Source organism: Gemmatimonadaceae bacterium (assembly GCA_019637445.1).
Classification (GTDB): domain Bacteria; phylum Gemmatimonadota; class Gemmatimonadetes; order Gemmatimonadales; family Gemmatimonadaceae; genus Pseudogemmatithrix.
This window is the reverse complement of the sequence record JAHBVS010000003.1, coordinates 176,253-201,374: the sequence shown is the minus strand read 5'-3', so window position 1 is coordinate 201,374 and position 25,122 is coordinate 176,253. Positions and strand designations below refer to the sequence as shown.

At 68.7% G+C, this 25,122-nt stretch carries 26 protein-coding genes and 1 riboswitch; all 26 genes read right to left on the bottom strand.

The window, feature by feature from the left end:
- Positions 1–37: 37 nt before the first annotated feature.
- A riboswitch (cobalamin riboswitch) is annotated at positions 38–158 on the bottom strand.
- 36 nt (positions 159–194) lie between these two features.
- Complete coding sequence (locus KF709_13860) at positions 195–1,385, bottom strand: hypothetical protein (GenBank protein ID MBX3175496.1); 1,191 nt, start codon at positions 1,383–1,385, stop codon at positions 195–197.
- A 32-nt stretch (positions 1,386–1,417) separates the two neighbouring features.
- A complete protein-coding gene (locus KF709_13855; protein ID MBX3175495.1) occupies positions 1,418–1,903 on the bottom strand; it encodes a bifunctional nuclease family protein in 486 nt (161 codons plus the stop codon).
- A 38-nt stretch (positions 1,904–1,941) separates the two neighbouring features.
- The gene (gene metK / locus KF709_13850) at positions 1,942–3,120 is read right to left on the bottom strand and encodes a methionine adenosyltransferase (protein MBX3175494.1); all 1,179 of its coding nucleotides are present in this window, start codon (positions 3,118–3,120) and stop codon (positions 1,942–1,944) included.
- 84 nt (positions 3,121–3,204) lie between these two features.
- Positions 3,205–4,971, bottom strand: coding sequence for a phosphoenolpyruvate--protein phosphotransferase (gene ptsP, locus KF709_13845; protein MBX3175493.1), 1,767 nt, complete (start codon positions 4,969–4,971; stop codon positions 3,205–3,207).
- Entirely contained in the window at positions 4,971–5,237 is a 267-nt protein-coding gene (locus KF709_13840) for an HPr family phosphocarrier protein (GenBank protein MBX3175492.1), read from the bottom strand. The genes ptsP and KF709_13840 overlap by 1 nt, the downstream gene beginning before the upstream one ends.
- On the bottom strand, positions 5,237–5,995 hold the full coding sequence (locus tag KF709_13835; protein MBX3175491.1) for a PTS system mannose/fructose/sorbose family transporter subunit IID: 759 nt from the start codon (positions 5,993–5,995) through the stop codon (positions 5,237–5,239). Before KF709_13835 ends, KF709_13840 begins: the two co-directional genes overlap by 1 nt.
- Positions 5,992–6,696 (bottom strand): PTS sugar transporter subunit IIC, encoded by a 705-nt coding sequence (locus KF709_13830; GenBank protein MBX3175490.1) that lies wholly within the window; start codon positions 6,694–6,696, stop codon positions 5,992–5,994. Before KF709_13830 ends, KF709_13835 begins: the two co-directional genes overlap by 4 nt.
- Complete coding sequence (locus tag KF709_13825; GenBank protein ID MBX3175489.1) at positions 6,693–7,181, bottom strand: PTS sugar transporter subunit IIB; 489 nt, start codon at positions 7,179–7,181, stop codon at positions 6,693–6,695. Before KF709_13825 ends, KF709_13830 begins: the two co-directional genes overlap by 4 nt.
- Complete coding sequence (locus KF709_13820) at positions 7,174–7,557, bottom strand: hypothetical protein (protein ID MBX3175488.1); 384 nt, start codon at positions 7,555–7,557, stop codon at positions 7,174–7,176. The genes KF709_13825 and KF709_13820 overlap by 8 nt, the downstream gene beginning before the upstream one ends.
- Positions 7,544–8,524: an HPr(Ser) kinase/phosphatase gene (gene hprK / locus KF709_13815; protein ID MBX3175487.1), complete on the bottom strand. Its 981-nt coding sequence runs from the start codon at positions 8,522–8,524 to the stop codon at positions 7,544–7,546. Before hprK ends, KF709_13820 begins: the two co-directional genes overlap by 14 nt.
- Positions 8,517–8,843 (bottom strand): hypothetical protein, encoded by a 327-nt coding sequence (locus KF709_13810; GenBank protein MBX3175486.1) that lies wholly within the window; start codon positions 8,841–8,843, stop codon positions 8,517–8,519. The genes hprK and KF709_13810 overlap by 8 nt, the downstream gene beginning before the upstream one ends.
- A 4-nt stretch (positions 8,844–8,847) precedes the next feature.
- A complete protein-coding gene (locus tag KF709_13805; protein MBX3175485.1) occupies positions 8,848–9,954 on the bottom strand; it encodes a glycosyltransferase family 4 protein in 1,107 nt (368 codons plus the stop codon).
- Entirely contained in the window at positions 9,951–10,370 is a 420-nt protein-coding gene (gene nusB, locus KF709_13800; protein MBX3175484.1) for a transcription antitermination factor NusB, read from the bottom strand. The genes KF709_13805 and nusB overlap by 4 nt, the downstream gene beginning before the upstream one ends.
- A complete protein-coding gene (locus tag KF709_13795; protein MBX3175483.1) occupies positions 10,357–10,854 on the bottom strand; it encodes a 6,7-dimethyl-8-ribityllumazine synthase in 498 nt (165 codons plus the stop codon). Before KF709_13795 ends, nusB begins: the two co-directional genes overlap by 14 nt.
- Positions 10,854–12,053, bottom strand: coding sequence for a bifunctional 3,4-dihydroxy-2-butanone-4-phosphate synthase/GTP cyclohydrolase II (locus KF709_13790; GenBank protein MBX3175482.1), 1,200 nt, complete (start codon positions 12,051–12,053; stop codon positions 10,854–10,856). Before KF709_13790 ends, KF709_13795 begins: the two co-directional genes overlap by 1 nt.
- A gap of 3 nt (positions 12,054–12,056) precedes the next feature.
- Positions 12,057–12,653 (bottom strand): riboflavin synthase, encoded by a 597-nt coding sequence (locus KF709_13785; protein MBX3175481.1) that lies wholly within the window; start codon positions 12,651–12,653, stop codon positions 12,057–12,059.
- Positions 12,653–13,762, bottom strand: coding sequence for a bifunctional diaminohydroxyphosphoribosylaminopyrimidine deaminase/5-amino-6-(5-phosphoribosylamino)uracil reductase RibD (gene ribD / locus KF709_13780; GenBank protein MBX3175480.1), 1,110 nt, complete (start codon positions 13,760–13,762; stop codon positions 12,653–12,655). Before ribD ends, KF709_13785 begins: the two co-directional genes overlap by 1 nt.
- Before the next feature lie 16 nt (positions 13,763–13,778).
- A complete protein-coding gene (locus KF709_13775) occupies positions 13,779–14,726 on the bottom strand; it encodes a hypothetical protein (GenBank protein ID MBX3175479.1) in 948 nt (315 codons plus the stop codon).
- Positions 14,727–14,746: 20 nt separating this feature from the next.
- Positions 14,747–15,778: a phosphoribosylformylglycinamidine cyclo-ligase gene (purM, locus tag KF709_13770; protein ID MBX3175478.1), complete on the bottom strand. Its 1,032-nt coding sequence runs from the start codon at positions 15,776–15,778 to the stop codon at positions 14,747–14,749.
- On the bottom strand, positions 15,778–16,692 hold the full coding sequence (locus KF709_13765; protein MBX3175477.1) for a bifunctional hydroxymethylpyrimidine kinase/phosphomethylpyrimidine kinase: 915 nt from the start codon (positions 16,690–16,692) through the stop codon (positions 15,778–15,780). The genes purM and KF709_13765 overlap by 1 nt, the downstream gene beginning before the upstream one ends.
- Positions 16,693–16,880: 188 nt before the next feature.
- Positions 16,881–18,524 carry an arginine--tRNA ligase gene (locus KF709_13760; GenBank protein ID MBX3175476.1) on the bottom strand — a complete coding sequence of 548 codons (1,644 nt, stop codon included), beginning with the start codon at positions 18,522–18,524 and terminating at the stop codon, positions 16,881–16,883.
- Complete coding sequence (locus KF709_13755; protein ID MBX3175475.1) at positions 18,521–18,955, bottom strand: zinc ribbon domain-containing protein; 435 nt, start codon at positions 18,953–18,955, stop codon at positions 18,521–18,523. The genes KF709_13760 and KF709_13755 overlap by 4 nt, the downstream gene beginning before the upstream one ends.
- Positions 18,956–18,993: 38 nt before the next feature.
- Positions 18,994–20,055, bottom strand: coding sequence for a hypothetical protein (locus tag KF709_13750; protein ID MBX3175474.1), 1,062 nt, complete (start codon positions 20,053–20,055; stop codon positions 18,994–18,996).
- Positions 20,056–20,112: 57 nt separating this feature from the next.
- On the bottom strand, positions 20,113–21,756 hold the full coding sequence (locus KF709_13745; GenBank protein MBX3175473.1) for a methylmalonyl-CoA mutase: 1,644 nt from the start codon (positions 21,754–21,756) through the stop codon (positions 20,113–20,115).
- Between the two features lie 6 nt (positions 21,757–21,762).
- Positions 21,763–22,773, bottom strand: coding sequence for a class 1 fructose-bisphosphatase (gene fbp, locus KF709_13740; protein MBX3175472.1), 1,011 nt, complete (start codon positions 22,771–22,773; stop codon positions 21,763–21,765).
- A gap of 43 nt (positions 22,774–22,816) precedes the next feature.
- On the bottom strand, positions 22,817–25,069 hold the full coding sequence (locus KF709_13735; protein MBX3175471.1) for a DNA internalization-related competence protein ComEC/Rec2: 2,253 nt from the start codon (positions 25,067–25,069) through the stop codon (positions 22,817–22,819).
- Positions 25,070–25,122: the final 53 nt, after the last annotated feature.

Sequence of the window (25,122 nt, the reverse complement as noted above, 5' to 3'; positions counted from 1 at the left end):
CTCCCCCGAGGGTGCTGTTGTGGCGCGAACGTGGGTCGTCTCCTGGCTTCGGGCCGTTCACTCACCTTCCCGGATCCCGCAGGATCCAGTGGCTGTGCTCGAGTGGACGTTGATGCCCGTTACAGTGGCGGGGCCGCGCCGGCATTGCACCGGCTTCCGTGTCCCGCGTTCGCGATCAGTTGTCGGACGGAATGCTAGGCGAGTCCATCGCGCTTGGCAAGCGCGGCGCTCAGGCGTCCCTTCAACTGCGCCCGCTTGAGGTAGTGCTCGGCTTTCGCCTCTTCACTCGGCGTCGCGACGGCTTCGAAGGCACGGTCGAGTGCGGCAATCTCCAGCGCCAGTGACTCAGGCGTCACGCTGCGCCGGCGCGCGAAGGCCGAAGGCCCCCCGCGCATGAAGGTCATTCCGAGCCCGAGCAACATTGCGGCACCCACCGCAGTGACGACGAGCATCACGCGCAGCCCACGGATGCCTTCCGCGGCGCCCGGCATTGTCGTCTCGATCAGCGCAGGCGCCGCGACATCCGTTGCGAGAAATCGCTTGAATGGGCGCTCGTCCACGAGCACCGGATCGACTTCCTGCAAGTCCGCGCCCGTGGCAGTGCCCCGCGGGTCCTCCACCAAGACCTCGACCGAGGCGACCGCTTGCTCCACGTGCACCGCGAGCGAGGCCTGCGTCGCCGGGAGTTGATAGGAGAACGAGAACTGCTTGAGCCCCGGCGACAGCGGCGCGAACACCTGCACGCGCCCGTTCGCCACACGGATGGCCGCCGGCGAGATGTCGCCCTGGCCACCGAGGATCTCCGTGACGCCCTCCGGCAGCGGTCCCTCGAAGGTCGGGACGCCGGCGCCCGAGGCGACCCGCGTCAGCGTGCTGTCATTGCTGAGCTCGTAGACCTCGATCACGGAGCGCGTGGGGCTGTCCGTCGAGTCGGGCGCCGTGACGATCAGGTGGCGTCCCCGCACGGCGATGGGGATCGGCGCGCTGGTGGTGTCGAACACCAGGAGGTCCGCGAAGCCACCGCGCACGGATGGCTCGCGTGTCGGCGGCGTGAAGTAGGCCACCCCACCACGCATCGCACTCACGAAGTAGACGGCATTGCTGTCGCCACTGGCGCGGTAGCGGAAGCCGTAGGAGCCGTCGGCACGCAGGCGCATCGAGTCCAACGGTGCCGCGGCGTCGCGGCCGACGCGATGCAGCACCACCCAGTCGCCGCTGATCGGTGCTGTGCGCCCGTTCCCAAGCGCGCGCGTGACCCGCCCTTCGATGCTGCGCGACGCGCCCTGCGCGGCGACGCCGCCCGCACTCGCCGCGGCCAGCCCGAGAGACAGCACCAGGGCCAGCGCCCAGCGACTCGCCGTCCAGCGCAAAGCCGCCCAGCGCATTGGCGCTCGAGGCGGACGCGTCCCCCGCGCCCTCACGGCGTGAAGCGCCCGAAGTCCTCGGGCCGCAACTGCGAGAGATGACGCTGCAGCTCGTCCGCCGAGAGATGGTCGCCGTCGGAGGGCGTGGGCGTCTCGCCTGTGTCGTCGTCCTCCTCCTCGAACAGGACCTCGGCCACGAAGATCGGCGCGCCGAGCCGCAGGGCGATCGCGATGGCATCTGACGGCCGCGCGTCCACCACCACGGGCTGCCCGCCCCGTTGCAGGTGCAGTTCGGCGATGAACGTGCCCTTCACCACGCGCGTCACCTGCACGCGGCGCAGCAAGCCACCCAACCCGGTGATCAGCGAGCCGGCAAGGTCGTGGGTCATCGGCCGCTCGCGCGGCACCTCATTGAGATGCGCGGCAATCGCCTCGGCCTCCGGGCGCCCGATCCAGATCGGCAGCGCCCGCGTCCCCGACTTCTCCTCCAGGATCACCACGTAGGCCTTGGACGACGCGTCCAATCCAATGCGATCCACGATGACCTCGACCACGGCTGCCCCGCTGACCGTCGCGCTCAGCTGCCGCGGACCGCGCGCCGCAGCTCCGCCGTCTTGTTGGTCTGCTCCCAGGGGAAGAGCATCACCTTCTTGCCGAAGCGCACGGCCTTCTCGGGCGCGCGCCCGAAATGTCCGTAGGCGGCGGTCGGACCATAGATCGGCTTCCGGAGGTCCAGCGAGTCCATGATGCCCTTCGGCGTCAGGTCGAATACCTCGGACACGGCCTTCATGATGGCGCGCTCATCCACCGTGTTGGTGCCGAAGGTGTCCACCATCACCGAGACGGGCTTGGCCACACCGATGGCGTAGGCCAGCTGTACCTCCACCTTCGTCGCCAGCTTGGCGGCGACGATGTTCTTCGCCACCCAGCGCGCGGCGTAGGCCGCCGAGCGATCGACCTTTGACGGGTCCTTGCCCGAGAAGGCACCACCACCGTGACGGCCCATGCCGCCGTAGGTATCCACGATGATCTTGCGACCCGTGAGGCCGGCGTCACCGTGCGGGCCACCGATGACGAAGCGCCCGGTGGGGTTGATGTGGATCTTCATCCGCTTGGCGCGCAGTTCCTCGGGGATCACCACGTTGATGATGTCGCGGATCACAGCCTCGCGGATCGTCTTGTTCGAGATCTTGTCGGCGTGCTGCGTGGAGATGACCACCGTGTCCACCTCGACCGGTTTCCCATCCTCGTACACGACCGAGACCTGCGACTTGCTGTCCGGCCGCAGCCACGGCAGCGTGCCGTCCTTGCGACGGTCGGCCAGCGTGTGCACGAGCCGGTGCGCCAGCATGATTGGCAGCGGCATCAACTCCGGCGTCTCGTCGCAGGCGAAGCCGAACATCATGCCTTGGTCGCCGGCGCCGCCGGTGTCCACGCCCTGCGCGATGTCCTGGGACTGCTGCCCCAGCGCGTTCAGCACGCCGCAGGAGTCGGCGTCGAAGCCGATGCCCGCCTCCGTGTAGCCGATGTCCTTGATTGTCTCGCGCACGACCTTGCGCAGGTCGACCCAGGCGTTGGTCGTGACCTCGCCGAAGATCGTCGCCAGTCCCGTGGTCACCATCGTCTCGCAGGCCACGCGCGAGCGCGGGTCCTGGGCGAGCAGCTGGTCGAGCACCGCGTCGGAGATCTGGTCGGCAACCTTGTCCGGATGGCCCTCGGACACGGACTCGGACGTGAAGAGATGGCGATGTTGCATCGGGGCGGGTGGCGTTGGAAGAAACACGAACGGCCGGCGCTGGGCCGGCCGCGGGCGAAGCCTGCTACAGGAAGGATACTCGGCTTAACCGAGGCCGAGCAACCCGTCGACCAGCTCCTCGCCGAGCTCCGCCACCAGTCCCTTCGTGAGGATCTCGCCCGCCGCGCGGGCCGACTCAGCTTCCAAGGCCTGTCGCGCGACCTGCTCGGCGTTCAGCGTGCTTACGCCGCGCACGATGCGCTTGACCACGCTCAAGCCGATGGCCGACACGCTGAGCTCGCGGACGCCGAGCCCGAGGAGGGCGTAGGCCATCAAGGGCTGCGAGGCCATCTCGCCGCAGACGCTGACTGAAAGCCCCGCGGACTGGCCCACATCCAGCGTGCGCGCAATCAAGCGCAGCACCGCTGGGTGCAGCGGCGTGAAGCGCGTGGCCAGCGAGGCGTTGCCACGGTCCACCGCCAGCGTGTACTGCACCAGGTCGTTCGTCCCGATGCTCAGGAAGCCGACGTCCCGCACCAGCGTGTCCACGGCCAGGGCCGCCGCGGGCGTCTCAACCATCACCCCCATCGACACCTCCGCGCGGTGCGGGATGTGTCGCCGCTCCAACTCGGCCGCCGCCTCCTGCAAGAGGAAGCGCGCCTGCCGCACTTCATCGACGGTCACCACCAGCGGCAGCATGATGCGAAGGTCGCCGTGCACCGCGGCACGAAGCATCGCCCGCAACTGCACCTTGAAGATCTCGGGCTCGTCCAGGCACATCCGGATGGCGCGCCATCCCAGGAACGGATTCGGTTCGTGCGGGAAACCGCCGACCGGCAGCTTGTCGCCCCCGACGTCGTAGGTGCGGATGACCACCGGGTGGTCGCCGAAGCTCTCGACCACGCGCTTGTAGGCCTCGTACTGCTCGTCCTCCGTGGGCATCGCCGTGCGTCCGACCACGAGGAACTCGGTACGCATCAGTCCCACGCCCTCGGCGCCGGCGGCGGCGGCGAGACTGGACTCATCGGGCAGGTCCACGTTGGCCCGCAGCGTGATGTGGTGCCCGTCGGTCGTGAGCGACTCGACGCCGACCAGGGTTGCCAACTCCGCCTGCGCCGCGGCCTCGCGGCGCGCGCGATCGGCGAACTGCGCGAGCTCGGCGGCGGTGGGCTTCACGACCAGTCGGCCGTTGGTCCCGTCGAGAATCACGCGCTCGCCGGATTGCAGCCGCGCCGTCGCGTCAATCAGGCCAACGACCGCCGGCAGGCCAAGCGAACGCGCGAGAATGGCCACGTGCGAGGTGCGCGTTCCCGCATCCGTCGCGATGCCCGCGATGGCCCGGCGATCGAACTGCATCGTCAGGCTTGGTGTGAGATCGTGCGTGACCACGATGGCGTTGCTGCCCGGCGCGAGGTCCACGGGATCGTGGTCGGGCAGTCCCAGCAGGATCGTGAGCAGCCGGATGTGCACGTCCACGAGGTCGCCCACGCGCTCGCGCATCATGGGGTTCGTGCTGCGGCCGAAGTGGTCGCGCCAGTCGAGCATCACCACATCGAACGCCTTCTCCGGTGCGAGGTGCTGCTGCACCAACTGCTCGACCTGCTCGCGCAGCGAAGAGTCCTGCAGGATGGAGACCTGCACGTCGAAGATCGCCGCCTCGGCCTCGCCAGCCTTCTCCGCCGCGCGCTTGCGCACGCCCTGCAGGCGTTCGATGGCCTTGGCGCAGGCATCGCGGAAGCGCTGCAGCTCCGTCAGGATCTCCTCGTCACGGACCACGCGGGCACTGACGTCCGGCACCTCCCAGCGCAGCAAGTGCGCGGTGCCGACGACGATGCCCGGCGAGGCCGGGATCCCGTGGAGCTGTGAGGGCACTAGTGCTCCCCGAAGGTCGAGCCAACCAGTTCGACGAGCGCGTCCAGCGCGGCGGCCTCGTCGGCCCCCTCGCAGCGGATGCGCACAACCGCCCCACACTCCGCGGCCAGCATCATCACGCCCATGATGCTCTTGCCGTTCACCTCGGTGCCGTCGCGGCCGAGCGTGATCTGCGAGGTGAACTTGCTCGCCAGCTTCACGATCTCCGCCGCGGGGCGGGCGTGGATGCCATTGGCGTTCATCACCTCGACGTCGCGTTCGAGCATCAGCGCACCACGGAAGAGAGGAGGAAGGCGGCAAGCGCGAAGATGGCCAGGCGCCATCCCTCGAACTTGCCGTGGAGCAGCGTGACGACGATCGCACCACCAGCCACCGAGACGAGCACCGCACCGAGCCAGGCCCGTCCCGCCCCGATGATGCCCTGCGCCGCCACGGGAAGCGCGACGCCCGCCACGAAGGCCGTGGCACGGGCCACGTGTGCCGGCCCCTGACGGAGCACCGGATTGCCCAAGGCCTGCGCCACGCGAAGCCCGTCGCGCCAGCCGACGTGCAGGGCCCAGATGCGTAGCGCCAGGTGTCCCGCGTTATAAAGTCCGAGAAAGAGCAGCACCACGCTAGCGGGCGAGGCGCCAAGCCCGAACGCCAACAGCCCCACGGACGAGCACAGTGGCACCCAGCCAGCCCAGATGAGGCGGTCGCCGACGGAGCCCAACGGGCCCGGCGCAGCCGTCCGGAAGCGGTCAATCTGCTCCGGCGGCAAGTTGTCCATCTCCGCGCGGGCAAGCGCGCCCACCGCCACGGCCGTCAGATACGGGTGCGCGTTGAAGTAGCCGGAGTGGCGCACCATCGCCGCACGGTAGCGGTCCCCGCCCCGGCCCCCTGGCAGCAGGCGCATGGCCGGCTCGAGCGCGAAGGCGATGCCGTGGCCCACCATCCGTTCGTAGGTCCAGGCGCCCTGGATGGCAAAGAGCCGCCCGAGGATTGCCGCCCGGACGTGCCAGGGAAGTCGCGGCGCGGCGCTCACCAGAGCCCCCAGGCGATGCCGAAGCCGAAGAGCAGCCCGGCGGCCATCCACCAGCGCGCGCCTTTCGTGGTGTGCACCACCTTCCACACCGCGGCGAGCCCGACAGCGGAGGCCACCGAAACGGCCACGGCGCGCGAGAGGGTGTCGGGGAAGACAAACGTCCCGAGGATCGCCGTGCGCAGCGGCACGAACACCGCGAGCGCGCCAAGCGTCAGCAGTGCACCGCGCAAGAGATCAGCCGTCAGGCCGGCGAGCTGCAGGCCGACGACCGCACGGCCCGATCCGGCGGCCAGCATCTCGTGGCGGCTCTCCGCCACGGCCTGCGTCCAGCGCCTGAGCGCGACCATCGACGTGCCGGCGACGGTCGCCGTGGTGAGGGCCGCCAGCAATGCCATCGACATCGCGGCCGCCGTGTTGTCCGGTGTCATCGCGAACAAGGCGCCGCCGACCACCGAGGCCGACCCCCACTCCGGATACCGCGAGGCACCGAAGGGCATCGACTCGAGGGCGAAGAACTCCAGCGCCACGCCGACCACCAGGCCGCGTTCGGGCTGCCCGATCAATGCCCCCGCCATCGTCGCGGCGACGATGGGCCGCGACAGCATCGCCTGGGGGAAGCTCACGACATCCAGCCCGAGCACGCCGCCGAGCACGGCGAGCGGGAGGAGCTGCAGCAGGTCGATGGCCAGCGTATCGATCATCCGCTGCCGTCTCCCGCCAGCACGTCCGCCAGCGGAACGGCGGGCGACATCGGCACGTCCTGCGCGACGACCTGGATGCCCTGTGCCGCCATCGCCGTCAACTCCCGCTCTTCCTCCGGCGTGAGAAACACATAGCGGAGGCGCGCGCGGCGTCCGTCCTTGTGATGGATGCCGCCGATGGTCACGCAGCGCACGTCCGGTACGGCGTTCACCAAGCGCTGCATCGTGGCGATATCGCCGGTGAGCAGGAGACCGGGACGCCGATCGGCGCGATAGTCGGCCATGCGGCGCGCCGCGCTCTCGACCGAGTCGAAGTACACGTCCATCTCCGGCGGCACGCCCATGCGGTAGAGCTCCTGCTCCCACTCGGAGCCCACCACGGCATCGTCAACGAGCACGAGGAAGCCGAGGCCGCAGGGCTGCCCCCAGCCGACGACCACCTGTCCGTGGATCAGCCGGTCGTCGATGCGAAAGTACTCAAGCACCCTCGGGGCCCCCGTAGCGCATCAGCGACTCGCGGCCGCGGGCGACGGCCTCCTCGACACTGGCTCCCATCGCGTACGCCAGTAGCGTCGGCAGCGTCACCCCCGTGACCACGGTGACGGACGGGCCGAGCTTGGCGAGCCGTCGGACCGCCATCGTGCAGCTGCCGGCAGGCAGGTCGGTGAACACCACGGTCGCGCCGGTCGTCGCCAGCGCCTCGCGCACGGCCGTCTCAATGGCCTCGGCGCCGAGCCCGGTGTTGCTGATCGCCACGAAGCGATCACCCAGCCCCGTGATCTGCTGCACGGCGGAGACGAGCCCGGCCGCAAAGCTGCCGTGGCCGGCGACGATGGCGCGGGGCGTGCTATTCGTCGTCATCGAGCAGGTACCGCGCCACATCGGCCTTCTGGCGCATATGGCCCTTGAGGCGCTCGTTGAACGCCTGGGCCGGGTCCTCGCCGCTGTAGCGCAGCAGGTGGTTCATCGCCACGACCTCGGCGACCACGGTGATGTTCTTGCCAGGATTCAGCGGCAGCGTAATCCGCGGGACGTCCACGCCCATGATCTGCGTGACCTGCTGCTCGAGGCCGGTACGCTCGACGACCATGCCCTCGCGCCAGGCCTGCAACTGCACGACCACCTCGATGCGCTTCTGCTGGCGCACGGCGCGGATGCCAAAGAGCTGGCGCACATCGATGAGGCCGACGCCACGGATCTCCATGAAGTGCCGCTGCAGCGGATGCCCCGATCCAATCAGCACGTCGCCGCCTTTTCGCCGTACGATGACGACGTCATCCGCCACCAGTCGGTGCCCGCGCTCGACGAGGTCCAACACGCACTCCGACTTGCCGATGCCGCTCTCGCCCGTGAACAGCAACCCGACCCCGTACACGTCCGCCAGCGAGCCGTGCAGGTTCGTGCTCGGCGCAAAGCAGTCTTCGAGGAAGGGATGGATGTGGTGGTAGAACTCCTGCGTCTTCAGCTGCGAGCGCAGGATGGCCAGCCCCGCCGTCCGCGCCGCGTCCTCCATGCCCTCGGGCAGTTCCTGCCCCTTGGTGATCATCACGCAGGGGATCGGATAGGCGAAGAAGGTCTCGATGATGCGATGCCGATCCGCGGCGGGCAGTGACTTCAGGTAGCTGACCTCGGTCTCGCCGAGAACCTGCAGCCGCTGGTGCACGAATCGTCCCGTGTAGCCCGCCAGGACGAGGCCCGGCCCCGAGGCATCGTCCGTCTCGATCGGACGCTGCAAGCCGTCTGGGCTGCCGAGTAGCTCCAACTGCAACTCATCCTTGAGCCGCTCGTAGAGCGCGCCGACCGTCAGCGTGGGCATGCGCTCAGCCACGGACGCGCGCCCGGGCTGCCGTACGCTTGCTGGCGTGTCCGGCGCCCCGCTTCTCGCGGTTGATCTGCGTCGTCACCCGGGCCAGCGCGGCGACGAGTGCCGGCCCGAAGAACTTGCCGTCGGCCCGGCCCATCAGGTCGTGATGCCGAGGCGCGCGGAGGGTGACCGTCACGCGCTTCGTCGGCCCATCCTCTTCGAAGCGAAGGATGGCCTCCACGGCCCGAGGGAGCCGGGTGGCCACGCGTTGGACTGCGCGCAGGGCGCGCTTGCGCATATGCTCGGAGACGCTGGCGTGGTGCGAGTGGATGACGACGTCCACGGCCCTACCTCCCTCGGTTGACCACCTCGAGCAGATGCGCCTCGGTCGCGCGGGCGCAGCGGTCCCAGGTGAACGATTCGGCGAAGGCCCGTGCCTTGCCGCCCATCTCCGCCACCAGCGCAGGACTGTCCGCCAGCCGTCGCATTGCCTCGGCCATCGCCTGCACATCGCCTTGCGGCACGAGGAAGCCTGTCTCACCGTGCCGCACCGACTCTCGGATGCCGGGGGAGTTGGACGCCACAACGGGCGTCCCGCAGGCCTCGGCCTCCACGTTGGTCAAACCCCAGCCTTCCTTGGGCGAAGCCAAGGCCACGCCCCACGCCCGTCGATAGAGTGCCAGCTTCTCCGCCTCGCTGACGAAGCCAAGAAAACGTACGCGCTGACGCAGGGCAAGCGAGTCCACGAGGGCCTCAAGCGCCGGCCGGTAGTCGCCCGCCCCAGCAATCTCGAGCTCGGCATCCGGATGTCCCATCGCGGCGAAGGCACGAATCACGTGGTGCACGCCCTTGTAGCGCTTGAGGCGTCCGAGATACGCAAAAGTCGGCCGTTGCGCACGGGCGGCGGGGTCCGGCGTGTAGTACTCCGCGCTGACGCCGGGAGGAATCACGGTGACGCGCTTGGGATGGATGCCGCGCAGCATCAGGTCCTCGGCCGTGCTCTGGCTGATGGCCTGAAAGGGCACGCGACGGTACATCCAGGGCAGCGGCTGCTCGCTCAGCCACACGGCACTGGCCAGCACCGGGTTCAGTTCCTGGAAGGCGGCGTCGCCGAAAAGGTGCGGCACGACCGCAACCACCTGCCGGGCCCCCCAGCGGGTCGTGTACAAGGGCACCTTGTTGATGTCCTCATACAGCACGTCGACACCCGAGTCGCGCAGGTGGCGATTCCAGTACCGGCGCGCGAGAAAGGGGAACGACTGCCGCGTCCCCACGCGATGGATCTCGACGCCATTGCGCGTCGCGCGCGGTGGACAGCCCTTCCAGCCGCCGCAGAGCAGCACGACCTCGTGCCCAAATCCGGCCAGCCGTTCGAGGATCTCCTGCAGGTGCGTCTCGGCCCCGCCGCCCAATGGGTTGTCGAGGTCCTGCCAGTTCACGGCGACGAGCTTCAAGAGAGCCGGCCCATCCGTCGTGCGAGCGCGTCGAGCACGCCGTTCACGAAGCGCGCGCTCTGCGAGGACCCGTAGCGTTCGGCGAGCCGTACGCATTCCTGGATCACCACCCGCGGGGGCGTCCCGCCCTGGGTCAGCTCAGCCGCGCCGAGCCGCAACACGCAACGCTCGATGTGGCCCAGCCGCTCGAGCCGCCAGTTCGTCGTGACTTCCGCCAGCTCGGCGTCCATTGCCGGCCGGTCCGCCGCGATGAGTTGGATCAAGGCATCGGCGAAGGCACGCTCTTCGGGCGGGATCGCGAGGTCGTCCCACACCAACTGCGCCACACGCGGCAGTGGCAGCGAATCACGGCGGACATCCCAGGCATAGAGGGCTTGCAGGGCGCGCGAGCGCCCACGGGTCTCAACGCGCGCCATCGTCCTCGTCCGCCAGCGAGTGGTCCAGCCGACCGATCAGGTCGGCCATCTCGAGCGCGGCCAGCGCCGCTTCCCAGCCCTTGTTGCCGTGCGCGCCACCGGCCCGCGCCTCGGCCTGTTCCATCGTGTCGGTGGTGAGCAGGCCGTTGCCGATCGGCACGCCGTACTCGAGCTGCAGCTGCGCCATCGAACGATTCGCTTCACCCGCGATGAAGTCGAAATGCGGTGTCTCGCCGCGCACCACGGCGCCGACGACGACGCTGGCGTTGTAGCGTCCGGACTGCAGGGCTTCGCGCAGGGCCAGCGGCAGCTCCCAGGCGCCCGGCACCCAATAGACGTCCACGGCGTCGAGCGTGGCGCCGTGCTTCAAACAGCACTCCAGTGCGCCATCGACCAACTTCTGCACCACGTGCTCGTTGAAGCGACTGGCGACGAGGGCCATCCGCACGCCCGCGCCGGTGGGTGTTCCGATGAACTCTCCCATTACATCGCTCGCAGGTGGCCGAGCTTCTTGCGCTTGGTCTCGAGGTACTCGGCGTTCTCGCCGTTCGCGGGCGAGATGATCGGCACGCGTTCGCCGAGGCTCAGCCCATAGCCCTCCAGGCCCACGAGCTTCTTGGGGTTGTTCGTGATCGGCCGGATGGAACGCAGGCCAAGGTCCAGCAGGATCTGCGCGCCGATGCCGTAGTTGCGCAGGTCGGGCGCGAAACCGAGGCGCTCGTTGGCCTCGACCGTGTCCGCACCCTCGTCCTGGAGCTGGTAGGCCCGCAGCTTATTGAGCAGGCCGATGCCGCGCCCTTCCTGGTCGAGATAGACGATGACGCCCCGACCGGCCTCCACCACGAGACGCATCGCCTCGTGCAGTTGCCAGCGGCAGTCGCAGCGCAGCGAGTGGAAGGTGTCACCCGTGAGGCACTTGGAGTGCATGCGGACCAGCACGTCCTCCCCGCCCTGCACCTCGCCGTAGACGAGCGCCACATGCTCGTGGCTGTCCACGTCGTTGCGATAGCCGACGAGGCGGAACTCACCGAACTCCGTGGGCAGGCGCGCTTCCGCCGCGCGATGCACGAGGCGCTCGTTCTGCAGCCGGTAGGCGACCAGTTGCGCCACCGTGATGAACGTCAGGTCGTGCCGTTTGGCGAAGGCCTCGAGCTCGGGGCGCTTGGCGGTGGAGCCGTCGTCGGTGAGGATCTCGCAGATGACGCCGGCGGGTTGCAGGCCCGCGAGGCGCATCAGGTCGACGGCGGCCTCGGTGTGGCCCACCCGCTGGAGCACGCCACCCTCGCGGGCGCGCAGCGGGTGCACGTGACCCGGGCGGCGCAGGTCCGCCGGCACGGTGCTCGCGTCGGCGACCAGTCGAATGGTCTTGGCCTGGTCGCGGGCGCTGATGCCCGTGGTCACGCCGTGATGCGGCGCAGCGTCCACCGTGACCGTGTACGCGGTGCGCAGGGCGTCCGTGTTCTCCGAGCCCATCATCTGGAGGCCGAGGCGATCCACGCGCTCCGGGGAGAGCGCCACGCAGATCATGCCTTTCGCCTGCATAAGAAAGTTGACCTTCTCCGGCGTGATGTGTTCCGCCGCCAGGATGAGGTCGCCCTCGTTTTCGCGATCTTCGTCGTCCGCGACGACGATGAACTTGCCGGCCTTTAGGTCCACCAAGGCCTGCTCAATGGTTCCGAACATTGCTCAACTCTGCAGAAGGGGCGCCGCGAGGCGCTTAATGTGCTTCGCCAGGATGTCCGCCTCGAGCTGCACGGCGTCGCCCACGCGGAGCGCGCCCAGCGTCGTATGGCGCATCGTGTGTTCAATAATGCTGAGCCGCAGAAGGTTCGCCGCCGGGAGTTCCACCACCGTTAGGCTCACGCCGTCCACGGCGATGCTCCCCTGCGGTACCAGCAGCTCATCGATGGCGTCGGGTACTCGGATGTCGAGGATCCACGCGTCGCCACGGCGCTCCGCCGCAACCACGCTGCCCACCCCGTCGACGTGTCCCTGCACTAGATGCCCGCCGAGCCGGTCACCGACGGCCATCGCGCGTTCGAGGTTCACGCGCGTGCCGACCTGCCAGGCCTCGATGGTCGTGCGCTCGAGGGTGGTCACGACAGCGGCGACGGTGAACGTCCCGTCCCCGATCTCGCGCACCGTGAGGCAGGCACCGTTGCAGGCGATGCTTTCCCCGATCTCCAGCCCCGTGTACGGCGCGGCAATGACCAGCTCGCGCCCGGCCTCCGTCGAGGAGACGCGGACGATTTCGCCGACTGCGGTGATGAGGCCAGTGAACATCAGGGATCGCGGGTGGAATCAGCGGCGGCGGGGCGATACACGCTGACCAAGTCATCCCCCACGGGGCTGCTCTCGACCAACGTCCATCGGTCACCGTGCCCGGCCGGCGGGACGACTGTCCCGAGACCTGCCAAGGCACCGGCCCCCAAGAGGACCGGCGCCCGAAAGATAATCAGGCGATCGACATAACCGGCCGACAGCAGGGCTCCGGCCACCCCCGCCCCGCCCTCCACGTAGAGGTGCCGGACGCCCCGCTCGCGCAGGCCCGCGAGGTGGGACTCCAGGCTGGCTGCCGGCTGGACCAGTACACCGCGGTCGCGGAGCGCCTCGACCCGCTCCGAGGGGGCAGTCTCACCGGTCAAGACCTCCACCGGCACCTTCCGCGCGCCGCGCGCGAGCTGCCCCTTGAGCGGGAGCCGTGCGTCGCGGTCCAGCACCAGGCGCCGAGGGGCGACGCGGGGGCGCTTGCCGGAGCGCACCGTGAGCGCGGGGTCGTCGGTCAGCGCCGTCCCGATCCCGACCAGAATGGCATCCGCGCCCGCGCGCTGACGGTGCACGAGCTTGCGCGCGGCCTCGCCCGTGAGCCAGCGCTGCGTGCCGTCACCGGGGGCGATTGCCCCGTCAAGTGACAGGGCGAGCTTGAGCGTGACGAAGGGCCGGTCGCGTCGGACGTGCGAGAAGAGGAACGGCGCGTTGAGCTCGGCGGCCGCTTCGGCCTCCACGCCGACGTCCACCGCAATGCCGGCCGCCTTCAGGCGGTCGATGCCGCCAGCGGCTTCTGGATTCGGATCCGCCACGGCGATGATGACACGCCGCACGCCGGCGGCGACCAAGGCATCCGCACAGGGCGGCGTCTTGCCGTGGTGATTGCACGGCTCCAGGGTGACGTACACGTCCGCGCCACGGGCACGCTCACCCGCCTGCGCCAAGGCCACCGCTTCTGCGTGCGCGTCGCCGAATCGGGCGTGGTAGCCCTCTCCGACCACCTGGCCGTCGCGAACGACGACGGCGCCGACCATAGGGTTCGGCGCCGTCTGCCCCCAGCCGCGCCGCGCCAATCGAAGCGCGCGGCGCATCAGGGCCCCGTCACGCGGGGCGGCGGGAGTCATCGATCCAGCGTGCCGATCACTTGCCGATGCGGATACCGACCGAGCCATAGAGTCGCGAGTCATCCGCTGGCGTGTCGTAGGTGTGGAAGGTGCCGATCGTCCCGCCCGACACCTGACCCACCTCGGCCACGATCTTCATCAGCCACAGGTTCACGCCCAGCGTGCCGTACATCGTGGTGCGGTTGATCTTGAGCGCGTCCTGCAGCGTGCCGGTGTTGCCCTCGGCGTTCACCGACGCCGAGGTCGACAGGTCATAGCTGTCGCCACCGAAGCCGGCGCCGAGCTGGAAGAGCAGCAGGTTCTTCTGCGCCGAGATGCGCCACGACGTGGTCTTGACCGAGAAGTCATTGATGTCGAACGAGGTGCCGTTGTCCGCGCTGGCGCCAAAGTCGAGCGTCGGCAAGTCGCGCTTCATGTACGACACGGAGACGCCCGGCAGCAGCGCCGACTGCTCGAGCAGCCCCACGCGGGCGCCAAGGCCCACGGCGATGTTGCTCTCCGGCGTGAGGGTGAACTCATCCTCGGTGATCTCGGGCACGTAGGTCAATCCGCCGATAAGGTCGACGCCGCCAATGCGCGTAACTCCGACGTTGAAGCCCTTCGTCAGTCCGAGCGCAAAGTCCACCGTCGCCATCGGCACCGGTGCATCCTCGACCGCGAAGTTGCGGGCCGACGCCGGGCCGGCGAAGACATCACCGAGTTCCGGCAGGTTGCCCTTCACCGCGTTGACGCGCAGGGCGAGCGAGAAGCGCGGAAAGCCACCGAGATTCGTGCCGAGTCCCAGCGTGTGGCTGCCGCCAGCGATTGCGGTGCCGAGTTGGCCACCCATGTAGCGAAAGAGGTCGCTTGCCACATAGCACGCATCTTCGGCCAGCGGATTGCCGCCGCAGGTCTGGGCCTGCACCGCAGCCGGGGCAGCCGCCAGCACAAGGGCGGCAGAGGCGGAAACGACGAAACGACGCATACAGGTCAACTCCTTTGGGGCTACACGAGGTGAACCCGCCCGGACCCCGGGCGGATGTGGCCGAGCATCCAAGATTCGACGCCGGCCTTACGAGCAAGGTCACGCACTTGGGCCGCGCCGGCCGTGTCGGCTATCACAATCATGCCGACACCCATATTGAACGCGCGGTACATCTCTGCGCGCTCCACCTTCCCGGCCGACTCCAGCACACGGAAGAGCGAGGGGATCTCCCAGGCCGACGTCTCGACCACTGCGTCGAGATGTGACGGCAGGGCCCGGTCGAGGTTGCCCGGGATCCCGCCTCCCGTGATGTGAGCCATCGCATGAACGGTGCCAAGCGCCGGCTCCAGGATTGGGAGGTAGGAGCGGTGCACGGCCAACATCACGTCGGCCACCGACTTGCCCCCCGATTCAGGAAACACATCCCGCGGCCCAAGCTGCAGTCGTTCCGTCACAATGTGACGAGCCAGCGAATAGCCGTTGGTGTGCAACCCTGTGCTGGCGAGTCCAACCAACACGTCGCCTTCCCGCACACCCGCTGAGGTGATGACCTGGTCCTCTTCCACCCAGCCGACGATGAACCCAGCGAGGTCATAGTCCGGCGCGGTGTAGACGCCCGGCATCTCCGCGGTCTCGCCGCCGATCAACGACGCGCCGTTCTCACGACAGCCGGCAGCGACGCCCTTCACCACCCCCTCAACCACAGATGGGAGCAGCTTGCCAAACGCGACGTAGTCGAGGAAGAACAGTGGCCGCGCACCCTGCACGAGGATGTCGTTAACGCAGTGGTTCACGAGGCAGTGGCCGATTGTGTCGTGCCGATCCGCCTCGATGGCGATCTTGATCTTTGTGCCCACGCCGTCGGCGCTGGCCACGAGCAACGGCTTCTTCGCGCCCTCGGGCACGCGGAACATCCCGCCGAAGCCACCGAAGGCGCCGCGCGCACCGGCCGTGAACGTGCTCTCGACCAGCTTCTTGATGCGATGCTTGCTGTCGTCCGCGGCGTCGATGTCGACGCCGGCGCTCGCATACGTGAGCTTCTCCTCGGCCATCAGGTCAGTTCCTGGTCGAAGGACACCAGACGATGGAACTCGCCGACGCGGCGGTCAATGTCCGCCCGTGTCACCTCTAGCAGCCGCGTGATCGAGAAGCCCTCGACCACGAACGAGCCCATCGCCGAGCCGACGATCACCGCGCGGCGCATGTTGGCTTCGGAGAGGTCGCCGGTGCGGGCTAGCCAACCCATGAAGCCGCCGGCGAACGAGTCGCCTGCCCCGGTGGGATCGAACACCGACTCAAGCGGATACGCCGGCGCGAAGAACACGCTGTCCTTGGTGAACATGAACGCGCCGTGCTCGCCCTTCTTGATGAGCACGGTCTTGGGCCCGCGCTCGAGGATCCAGCGCGCCGCGTGCACGAGGTTGGCCTGCTCCGTGAGCTGCCGCGCCTCGGCATCGTTCAGCGTGATCAGGTCCACCTTTCCGAGCAGCGTGAGCAGGTCGGCCCGACGCGACTCGATCCAGAAGTTCATGGTGTCGCAGGCCACGAGCTTGGGCTGCTTGACCTGGCCCAGCACCTGCAGTTGCAGCCGCGGGTCGATGTTCGCCAGGAACACGTACTCCGCCGACGCGAACTGCGCCGGGATCTTGGGCTGGAAGTGTGAGAACACGCCGAGCCGCGTCTCGAGCGTCTCGGCCGAGTTCAAGTCGTGGCGATAGCGCCCGCGCCAGCGGAAGGATTCGCCCTCGGCCTTCTCCAGGCCCGCGAGGTCCACCCCGCGCGCCTTGAGCGCGTCGAGCTTGGCAACCGGATAGTCGGACCCGACGACGCCGACGAGCTGCACGCCCGTCTGGTGCGACGCCGAAGCGGCGAAGTAGTTGGCCGAGCCACCGAGCACCTCATCGGCCTTGCCGAAAGGGGTCTCAACGGAGTCGAGTGCGACGGAGCCGACGACGAGAACTGTCATTGCCCTTTGGGTTCTGCGTTTGGAAAGGAACTGCAACTGAATGCCACAGAGGCACAGAGACACAGAGAACTACAACGGCACTGCGAGGGTGAACAACGCGCGAGGGCAGCAGAAGCGCCCCCTTCAAGCACTTGTGGTTCTCTGTGCCTCTGTGGCAAACACCTCAGCGCATTAGACTCAGGAGAGCACTACATGCGTTCGGGCGCCGCGATGCCGAGGAGCCCAAGACCGTTCGACAGCGTTATGCGCACCGCCTTGGCCAGGGCCAGACGCGCCTGCATGATCGCGGGCGGCTCGCCGAGGACGTGGTGCTTGTGGTACCAGGTATGCACGAGCCGTGCCGTCTCCAGCAGCCAGTTCGCCACGCGGTGCGGTTCCAGCGCCTCGGCGGCCGCGGCCACGAAGGCCGGCCAGTCGAGGATTGCCTTCACCAGTTCGCGTTCTTCCGGCGTGTCCAAGACGCTCCAATCCACGCCCGCACCCGTGATGGTCGCCGCATCCACTTCGCCCACGCGGAAGATGCCGCAGACGCGGGCGTGCGCCATCTGGATGTAATAGACCGGATTCTCCTCACTCTGCGAGCGCGCCAGGTCCACGTCGAACACCAACTGGCTGTCGCCCTTCCGCATCAGGAAGAAGTAGCGCACCGCATCGCGACCCACCTCGTCGATCAGGTCGCGCACCGTCACGTAGCTTCCCGCGCGCTTGGAGATCTTCACCTCCTCGCCGCTGCGCATCACGGTGACCATCTGGTGCAGCACGTACTCCGGGTAGCCTTGCGGGATGCCCATCTCCAGCGCCTGCAGGCCCGCGCGCACGCGGGCCGTCGTGCCGTGATGGTCCGCACCCTGCACGTTGACGGCTCGCGTGAAGCCGCGCTCGAACTTTGTCACGTGGTAGGCGACGTCGGGCACGAAGTACGTGAACGTGCCGTCCCGCTTGCGCATCACGCGGTCCTTGTCGTCACCGTAGTCCGTGGTGCGCAGGTACAGCGCGCCGTCGTCCTCAAAGGTGTGCCCCTTGGCCTGCAGCGCGGCGACCGTCTTCTCGACCAAGCCGTCCGTATAGAGCGAACTCTCGAGGTAGTAGACGTCGAACTTCACGCCGAAGGCGCGGAGGTCGAGGTCCTGTTCCTTGCGCAGTTCGCGCACCGCGACCCGGCGCACTTGTTCGAGCTTGTCGCCCTTGGGATCATCCGCGTGCTCGGCCGCGTAGCGCTCGGCGATCTCGCGGATGTACTCGCCGTGGTAGCCGCCCTCGGGAATCTCCAGCGCCGCACCTGCTCGCTCGCGCAGACGGGCCTGCACGGAGAGCGCGAGGTTCGCAATCTGCACGCCGGCGTCGTTGTAGTAGAACTCGCGCTGCACCTTCCAGCCCTGCGACTGCAGCAGCGCGGCGATCGAGTCACCAAGTGCTGCCTGGCGGCCGTGGCCGACGTGCAATGGGCCGGTCGGGTTCGCCGAGACAAACTCAACCACCGCCACCTTGCCCTGCCCCGCCGCGCCGCGGCCCCACGCCTCTCCGGCCTCAAGCACGCGCGCCACACCAGCCGCAAGATCCGCGGTGTCCAGTCGGAAGTTGATAAATCCGGGTCCCGCGATGCTAACTTCGCCGACGCCGGCCGCCTTGCGATCCAACGTCGCCACCAACGCGTCGGCGATGTCCCGCGGCTTCTTACCGAGTGGCTTGGCGAGCGTCATCGCCAGGTTCGTGGCCCAGTCGCCGTGTGACGGGTCGCGCGGGCGTTCGAGCAGCACCTTGGTCTCGGCGGGCGCGCCAATGCTGGCCGCCGCGTGCGCGAGGGCGTCGCGCAGGGAGTCGGCGCCGCTCACTTCGCGGGGCCGGACTTGGGGCTGCTGGTGCTGCTGGAGCTACCGGTGCCGCTGGCGGCGCCGCCGCCGCTCTTCGACGAACTCGAACTGCCGGCACTCGCCGACGCCTTACCCGAGCTGTTCGATGCAGACGCACCCGAGGAGGCGCCCCCCTCGCTCGACTTGCTCGAGCTCGATGACGCCTCGCCCGACTTCGCCGACGCGGAATCGGAACCCTTCGCGCCAACGCGCTGATCCTTCTTGCCGTCCTTGCCGTAGTCGGTGATGTAGAAACCCGAGCCCTTGAACAGGAGCCCGGAGCCGGCGCTCATGCGCTTGGCGGCCACCTTGCCACAGGTTGGGCACGGCAGTTCCGACTTGGCGTCGGAGATCTTGAGAACGAAATCTTCGAAGTCGTGCCCCTCGGGGCAGCGATACTCGTAGGTTGGCATTGGGCGGGCTGAATCGTAAAGTGCGTAGCCCGTTGAAGTTAGCGACCCCTGCCGAGGCGTTCAAGTTGGGTGATGAGCTTCGCTGGCAACGTGAGCTGGTCGGCGATCGCCGCGATTTCCTCGGCCTCCTTCCACGTGGCCTCCAGTTGGGCGAGTTCGCCTTCAAGTGCGCGGCGCTCGGCGTCTTCGTGGGCGGCCATCTCTAGGGCGAGGCGCAACTCCAGAGGCATCGCCGCCAACGCCCGGCTGGGATCGCCGTAGGCATCGCGACCGACTTCCTGAGCTGTCCGCAGGAACAAGTCGTGAGGACTGCGAGCGTGCTCGAGTTTGCGCACTGCCAACGCGACACTTTCCGACTTCCCTCCCACGCGGTTGATGACGGGAAGGAACTGGCGCATAGCAACCTCTGCATCGGCACCAACAATCTCCACGCGCTTGTCCTTGAAGACCGAGACAGCGCGTCCGAATCGACCGTTCGGGTGCGGGCCTCGCTTCGCCGTCACCCGCAGCCGCCAGCCGAGGGTAGACTCTCGATCGGCGACGACCTGCGCATCATTGAGGTGGCGATAGTTCACCGTGAAGGGTCCCTCGGCATCATGGAACTTGCCGACGACACGGCGCGAATCGTAGAAGCCGCGGGAGGCCTGGATCAGGTTGTACGGCAGCAGCGCCGCACTGGCGACGGTGAGGCCGAGGACTGGCCCAGCCACCCAGTAGGCCAGCGTCGACGCGACACTCGCGGACGTCCAGAGCAGGTGCCGACGCCGCCTGGAGCCAAACCGCTCCCCATACCGCCACGCCGCAAACTCCGGCCTGAGCGGCTCCCCGACCCGCACCAAGTCCACGCCGTCGCCGACGCGCGCGAGCCCGATGTTCTCCGTACTCACCCGCTTCCGCGCATCGAAGTACAACCGCTCCGCCTCCTCGATCGCCTCCCAGCGAATCTCCAGCGGCGAGAGATTCCACAGCCGGCAACTCGGACACACCACCCACAGTCGTCCACGCGCCTGGTCGAAGGCCAGGCGCCTGCCGACGGGAAAGTGTTCCAGCGTCTCGTTGCGGCCGAGCGTGGCCTGGCAGAACGTGCAAGTCGCGTACACGACTTGAAGCTCTCGGCGGACGCTTGGGCGGTCAACGGCAGTCGAGCAGCTCCGAGCCTAGGTCGGGCGGTACTCGCCCCAGACCTTCCGCAGCGCGTCGGAGATCTCGCCCACCGTCGCGCGCGCGCGCACGGCATCGATGATCAACGGCATTAGGGGCGCACGCTCCCCCGAAGCCTTCGCGTACGCCGGCGCCGCCTGCGCGATGGCGCCCAACGCGGCATCCACCGCCGCTCCATCCCGCGCGGCACGCATCGCCGCGACCCGCGCGCGCTGCGCCTGCTCCAGCGCCGTGAAGTCCGGCGCCGGGATGATTGGCGGATCCTGTCCGTCGGCGAACTTGTTCACACCGACGATCACCGTGCTCCCCCGCTCCACCGCGAGCTGGTGCTCGTACGCCGAGCGGCCGATCTCATCCTGGAAGAACCCGGCCTCGATGGCCGGCGCGGATCCGCCCAACGCCTCGACCTTCGCGAGCAACTCGAGCGCGCGACGCTCGACCTCGTCGGTCAACGCTTCGACGTAGTAGCTGCCGGCGAGCGGGTCGGCCGTCTGCGCCACGCCGCTCTCGTACGCGGCGATCTGCTGCGTGCGCAAAGCAAGGGTCGCCGCCTCGGCGGTGGGCAGCGCCAGCGCCTCGTCGTAGCCGTTGGTGTGCAGCGATTGGGTGCCACCCAGCGTGGCGGCCAGGGTCTGCACCGCGACACGCACCACGTTATTGAGCGGTTGCTGCGCCGTGAGGGTCACACCGCCTGTCTGCGTGTGGAAGCGCAACCGGCAGGACGCGTCGCTGGCACCGTACCGATCGCGCATCAGCCGCGCATAGATGCGGCGCGCGGCGCGGAACTTGGCGACTTCCTCAAAGAGGTCGTTGTGGCAGGCGAAGAAGAAGCTCAGGCGCGGCGCGAAGGCATCCACTGCGAGACCCGCGTCCACGGCGCGCTGGACGTAGGCCATCGCGTTGGCGAAGGTGAACGCCAACTCCTGCACCGCCGTCGCCCCCGCCTCGCGGATGTGGTAGCCCGAGATGGAAATCGGATTCCAGCTGGGCACCTCCGCCGCGCAGAACCGGAACGTCTCGGCGATCAGCGCCAGCGACGGCTGCGGCGGGAACACATACGTGCCGCGCGCGATGTACTCCTTGAGGATGTCGTTCTGGATCGTCCCGCTGAGTTGATCGCGCGCGACGCCACGCTCCTCGGCCACGACGATGTACATCGCCAGCAGGATGCTTGCCGTGGCGTTGATGGTCATCGAGGTCGAGACCTCGCCCAGCGGCAGGTCGGCGAGCAGGAGGTGCATGTCCTCCACACTGTCAATCGCCACGCCCACGCGCCCGACCTCGCCCAGGGCGCGCGGCGAGTCGGAGTCGAGGCCCATCTGCGTCGGAAGGTCGAAGGCGGTGGACAGTCCCGTCTGCCCCGCCTGTAGCAGGAGCTTGAAGCGTGCGTTGGTCTCCTGCGCGGTTCCGAAGCCCGCGTACTGCCGCATCGTCCACAGCCGCTTGCGATACATCCCGTCGTACACGCCGCGCGTGAACGGGAACTGGCCGGGATCGCCCAACTGCTCCGCGTACTGGGCCGGGGCGGCGTCTGCCGACGGCGACGATGCCGCATCAACCGGCCGATAGACCGGCGCGACCGGAATGCCCGAGGGCGACATCCGCTCCTCGGGTGCTGCGCGCTTCGAGCGATCACTCATTGCCGGTCAGCCTTCGGCCAACATCTCGGCGGCCATCGCCACGTCCGCCTTGGAGCCCACGAAGTACGGCGAGCGCTGGTGCAGCGAGGTCGGCTGTACATCGAGGATGCGCTGCCGACCGTCGATGGCCGCGCCACCGGCCTGCTCACAGATGTACGCCAGCGGATTGCACTCATAGAGCAGGCGCAGCTTGCCATTCGGGCTCTTCGTGTTGGCCGGATAGGCGAACAGGCCGCCGCTCAACAAGTTGCGATGGAAGTCCGCGACTAGGGAGCCGATGTAACGCACATTCATCGCCTTGCGCTTGCCATCGAGCCCCTTGTACCGCTGCATCAGCTTGCGCACGGAGTCCGTCCAGCCTTCCTCGTAGGCCCCGTTCACTGAGAGGAACACGCCCTGCTCCGGCGTCCGGATGTCGGGATGCGAGAGCAGGAACTCGCCGATGGACGGATCCAAGGTAAAGCCGTGCACGCCGAGCCCGGTCGAGTACACCATCATCGTGCTCGACCCGTAGACGACATAGCCCGCCGCCACCTGGCGCACGCCGGGCTGCAGCGCATCCTCGAGCCGCCCCTCCTCGCCCTCGGTGACCTTTTGCAGCACCGAGAAGATCGTGCCCACCGGCACGTTCACATCGATGTTCGACGAGCCATCGAGCGGATCGAAAAGCAGCAGGTACTTGCCGCGCTTGAAGCGCTCGGGAATGGGGATGAGTTCCTCCTCTTCCTCGGACGCCATCGCGCAGAGGCGGCCGCCGTGGTCCATCGCCTTGCGGATGATGTCATTGGAGATGACGTCGAGCCGCTGCTGCACCTCGCCCTGCACGTTCTCCGTGCCGTGGGCGCCGAGGATGTCCGCGAGGCCGGCCAAGCGCACCTTGTTCGCGATCATCTTGGCCGCGAGCGCCAGGTCGTAGAGGATGCCGGAGAGCTCCCCCGTGGCGTCGGGAAAGCGCTTCTCCTGCTCGATGATGTAGCGCTCGATCGTGACGACGGAGGTGTCGGTATTCGTGACCACAGGCTTGGCGGTTCGAGTGAGGGAATGGTGAAAGGTCGCCGTTTCAGGGGTGCTCGGGCAACCGCGGCGCCACCGGCCAGCGGATGCCCGCTGCCTCAACTTCAAGCTTCGTGCCATCGCTGCGCAGGACGATTGGCCCCAGCTGGTCCGTCCGCAGCACCTGCGCACCGGCAAGCGTGAGGCGACGCATCACCTCCGGCGACGGGTGCCCGTAGAAGTTGCCGGCCCCGACGCTCACAATCGCGAGGCGCGGGCCGACGGCGGCGAGGAAGTCGGCGCCCGTACTCGTGCGCGAGCCGTGGTGCCCGACCTTGAGTACCGTCGCAGCCAAGGCTGCTGGTCGATGCTCAAGCAGCCAGCGCTCCTCGTCTGCCTCGGCGTCACCGGTCAGGAGCAGGCGATGCGTGCCGTACGTAACGGCGAGCACGGCGCTCGCGGCGTTCGGGTCCCGGAGCGTGGTGACCCACGCGGAGTCAGGAGCAAGCACCTCGACCGTCGCGCCATCGAAGTCGAACCGCTGCCCTGGGCGCAAGCGCCGCCACTCCGCTCCCGCGGCGGCCGCCTCCCGCAGCACCTCGGCGTAGTGCTCGCTGGGCTCGACGAAGCCACTGTCGTGTACGCGTGCAGGGTGCAGCGCGCGCAGGATGGACGTCGCGCCGCCGATATGGTCGGCGTGCGGATGCGTGAGCACCAAGTCGGTGACCACGCCGCCGCGCCGGCGGAGATACGGCAGCACCACGCTGCGTCCCGCGTCACCGGAGGCCCACACGCGGCCGGCGTCCACGAGCAGCCAGCGGCCGCGCGGCGATCGCAACGCGAGGGCATCACCCTGCCCCACATCGAGCACGTGCAGTTCGAGTTCGCCGCTCGCAGCGCCAATCCCGCGGTCCGCCGGCAGCCACGCGAGGGCAGCCGTCGCCAAGATCGCGACGAGGGCCGGGCGAGCGGGCGCGCGACTCCAGCCCGCCACGAGCACCGCAGCGGTGCCGAGCAGCGCGAGGACGATGGCCAGCTGGCTCGGTGCCACCTGCACGGCGGCGAGCGGCAGCGCCGCCGCCGCGGCCGCCACGGCATCCAACGCACGCATCAACGCGACGGACGCGTCCATTACGATGCCGAGGCCGGGCACGTCGGGCAGCAACATCACGACGAACAGCGCAGGCTGCAGCAGCGACACGATCGGGCCGGCGAAGAGATTGCTCAGCGGCGCCACGAGGCTCAGCCGACCGAAGTGCCAGGCCACGAGCGGCGCGGTCGCCAAGGTGCTGAGGGCGCCGGTCGTGAGCTCGCGGCCGAGCGCACGGCCCCAGCGCGGCCAGTCTTCCGGCATGCGGCGTCCGACGCGCCCAGCAACGATGATGGCCGCGTAGCCTGACACCGAGAGCTGCCAGCCGAGGTCGAGTACCGTCCGCGGCTCGACGAGCGGCACCAAGGCCCCTAGTGCGTACGCACCCCACGGCGAAATCGGGCGTTGAGCCAGCCGCGCCGCCTGCGTCGCCGCAAACAGCGTGACCGAGCGCAACGCTGGCGGCGGCGCGCCGATCGCGAGGACGTACAGCCCCGTCGTGGCAACCGCCGCCACCGCGGCCACACGTGGCGGCAATCGCAGGACTCCGGCCAGCAGGAGCAGCGAACCGCCGACGATGGCAACGTGCAGACCCGAGATGGAGAGCATGTGCACGAGGCCAGCATCTGCGTAGCGTTCGCGCAGGCCTGGATCGAGTCCGCGCGTGTCGGCAATCAGCAGAGCCCGAACCATCGGACCGTCCGCTGCGAAACGCGCGTCGAGCCTCGCGGCCACGGTGTTCCTCCAACGCGCGAGGGGGCCGGGGCCCGCCACGCTGCGCAGCCGTGCGTCGCGTAGCAGCAGGCCGCGGTCACCCTCGCTGAGCTCCCCGCCCTCCCAGCGCACGCGAGCCCCCGCCGCCGCCGCGCCACTGCGAACTGCGACCGCGAGCGGTACCACGCAGCCGGGCGCGTGCAGTTCCGCGCGCACGAAGCTGCCGGGAGCCGCGGCCGCGCCAAGCGTCAGTTCACGGAGATCTCCAGCTCGCGCCAAGGCCGCGCAACGTCGGTCTGCCGCTGCGAGATCCGCTCCCAGCAACAGCCCTGCGCCCACGAGCAGCGCGAGTGCCATCCCGTACTCGGCGTTGCGCGCGCGCCGTGAACGGCGGGCCAGCCAGCCCAACGCGGCGCAGAGCAGCAGAGCCACCAGCCACGGACGCGCATCGCGGACCGAAAGCCCGAGCGCCGTGCCCGCCACCCAGGCGAGTGCACCCTGCAACAGAAGTGGCATCGCCCGGGAAGCCTGAGGCCTCCCGGGCGATGCGCATCATCTTCTCATTGCCG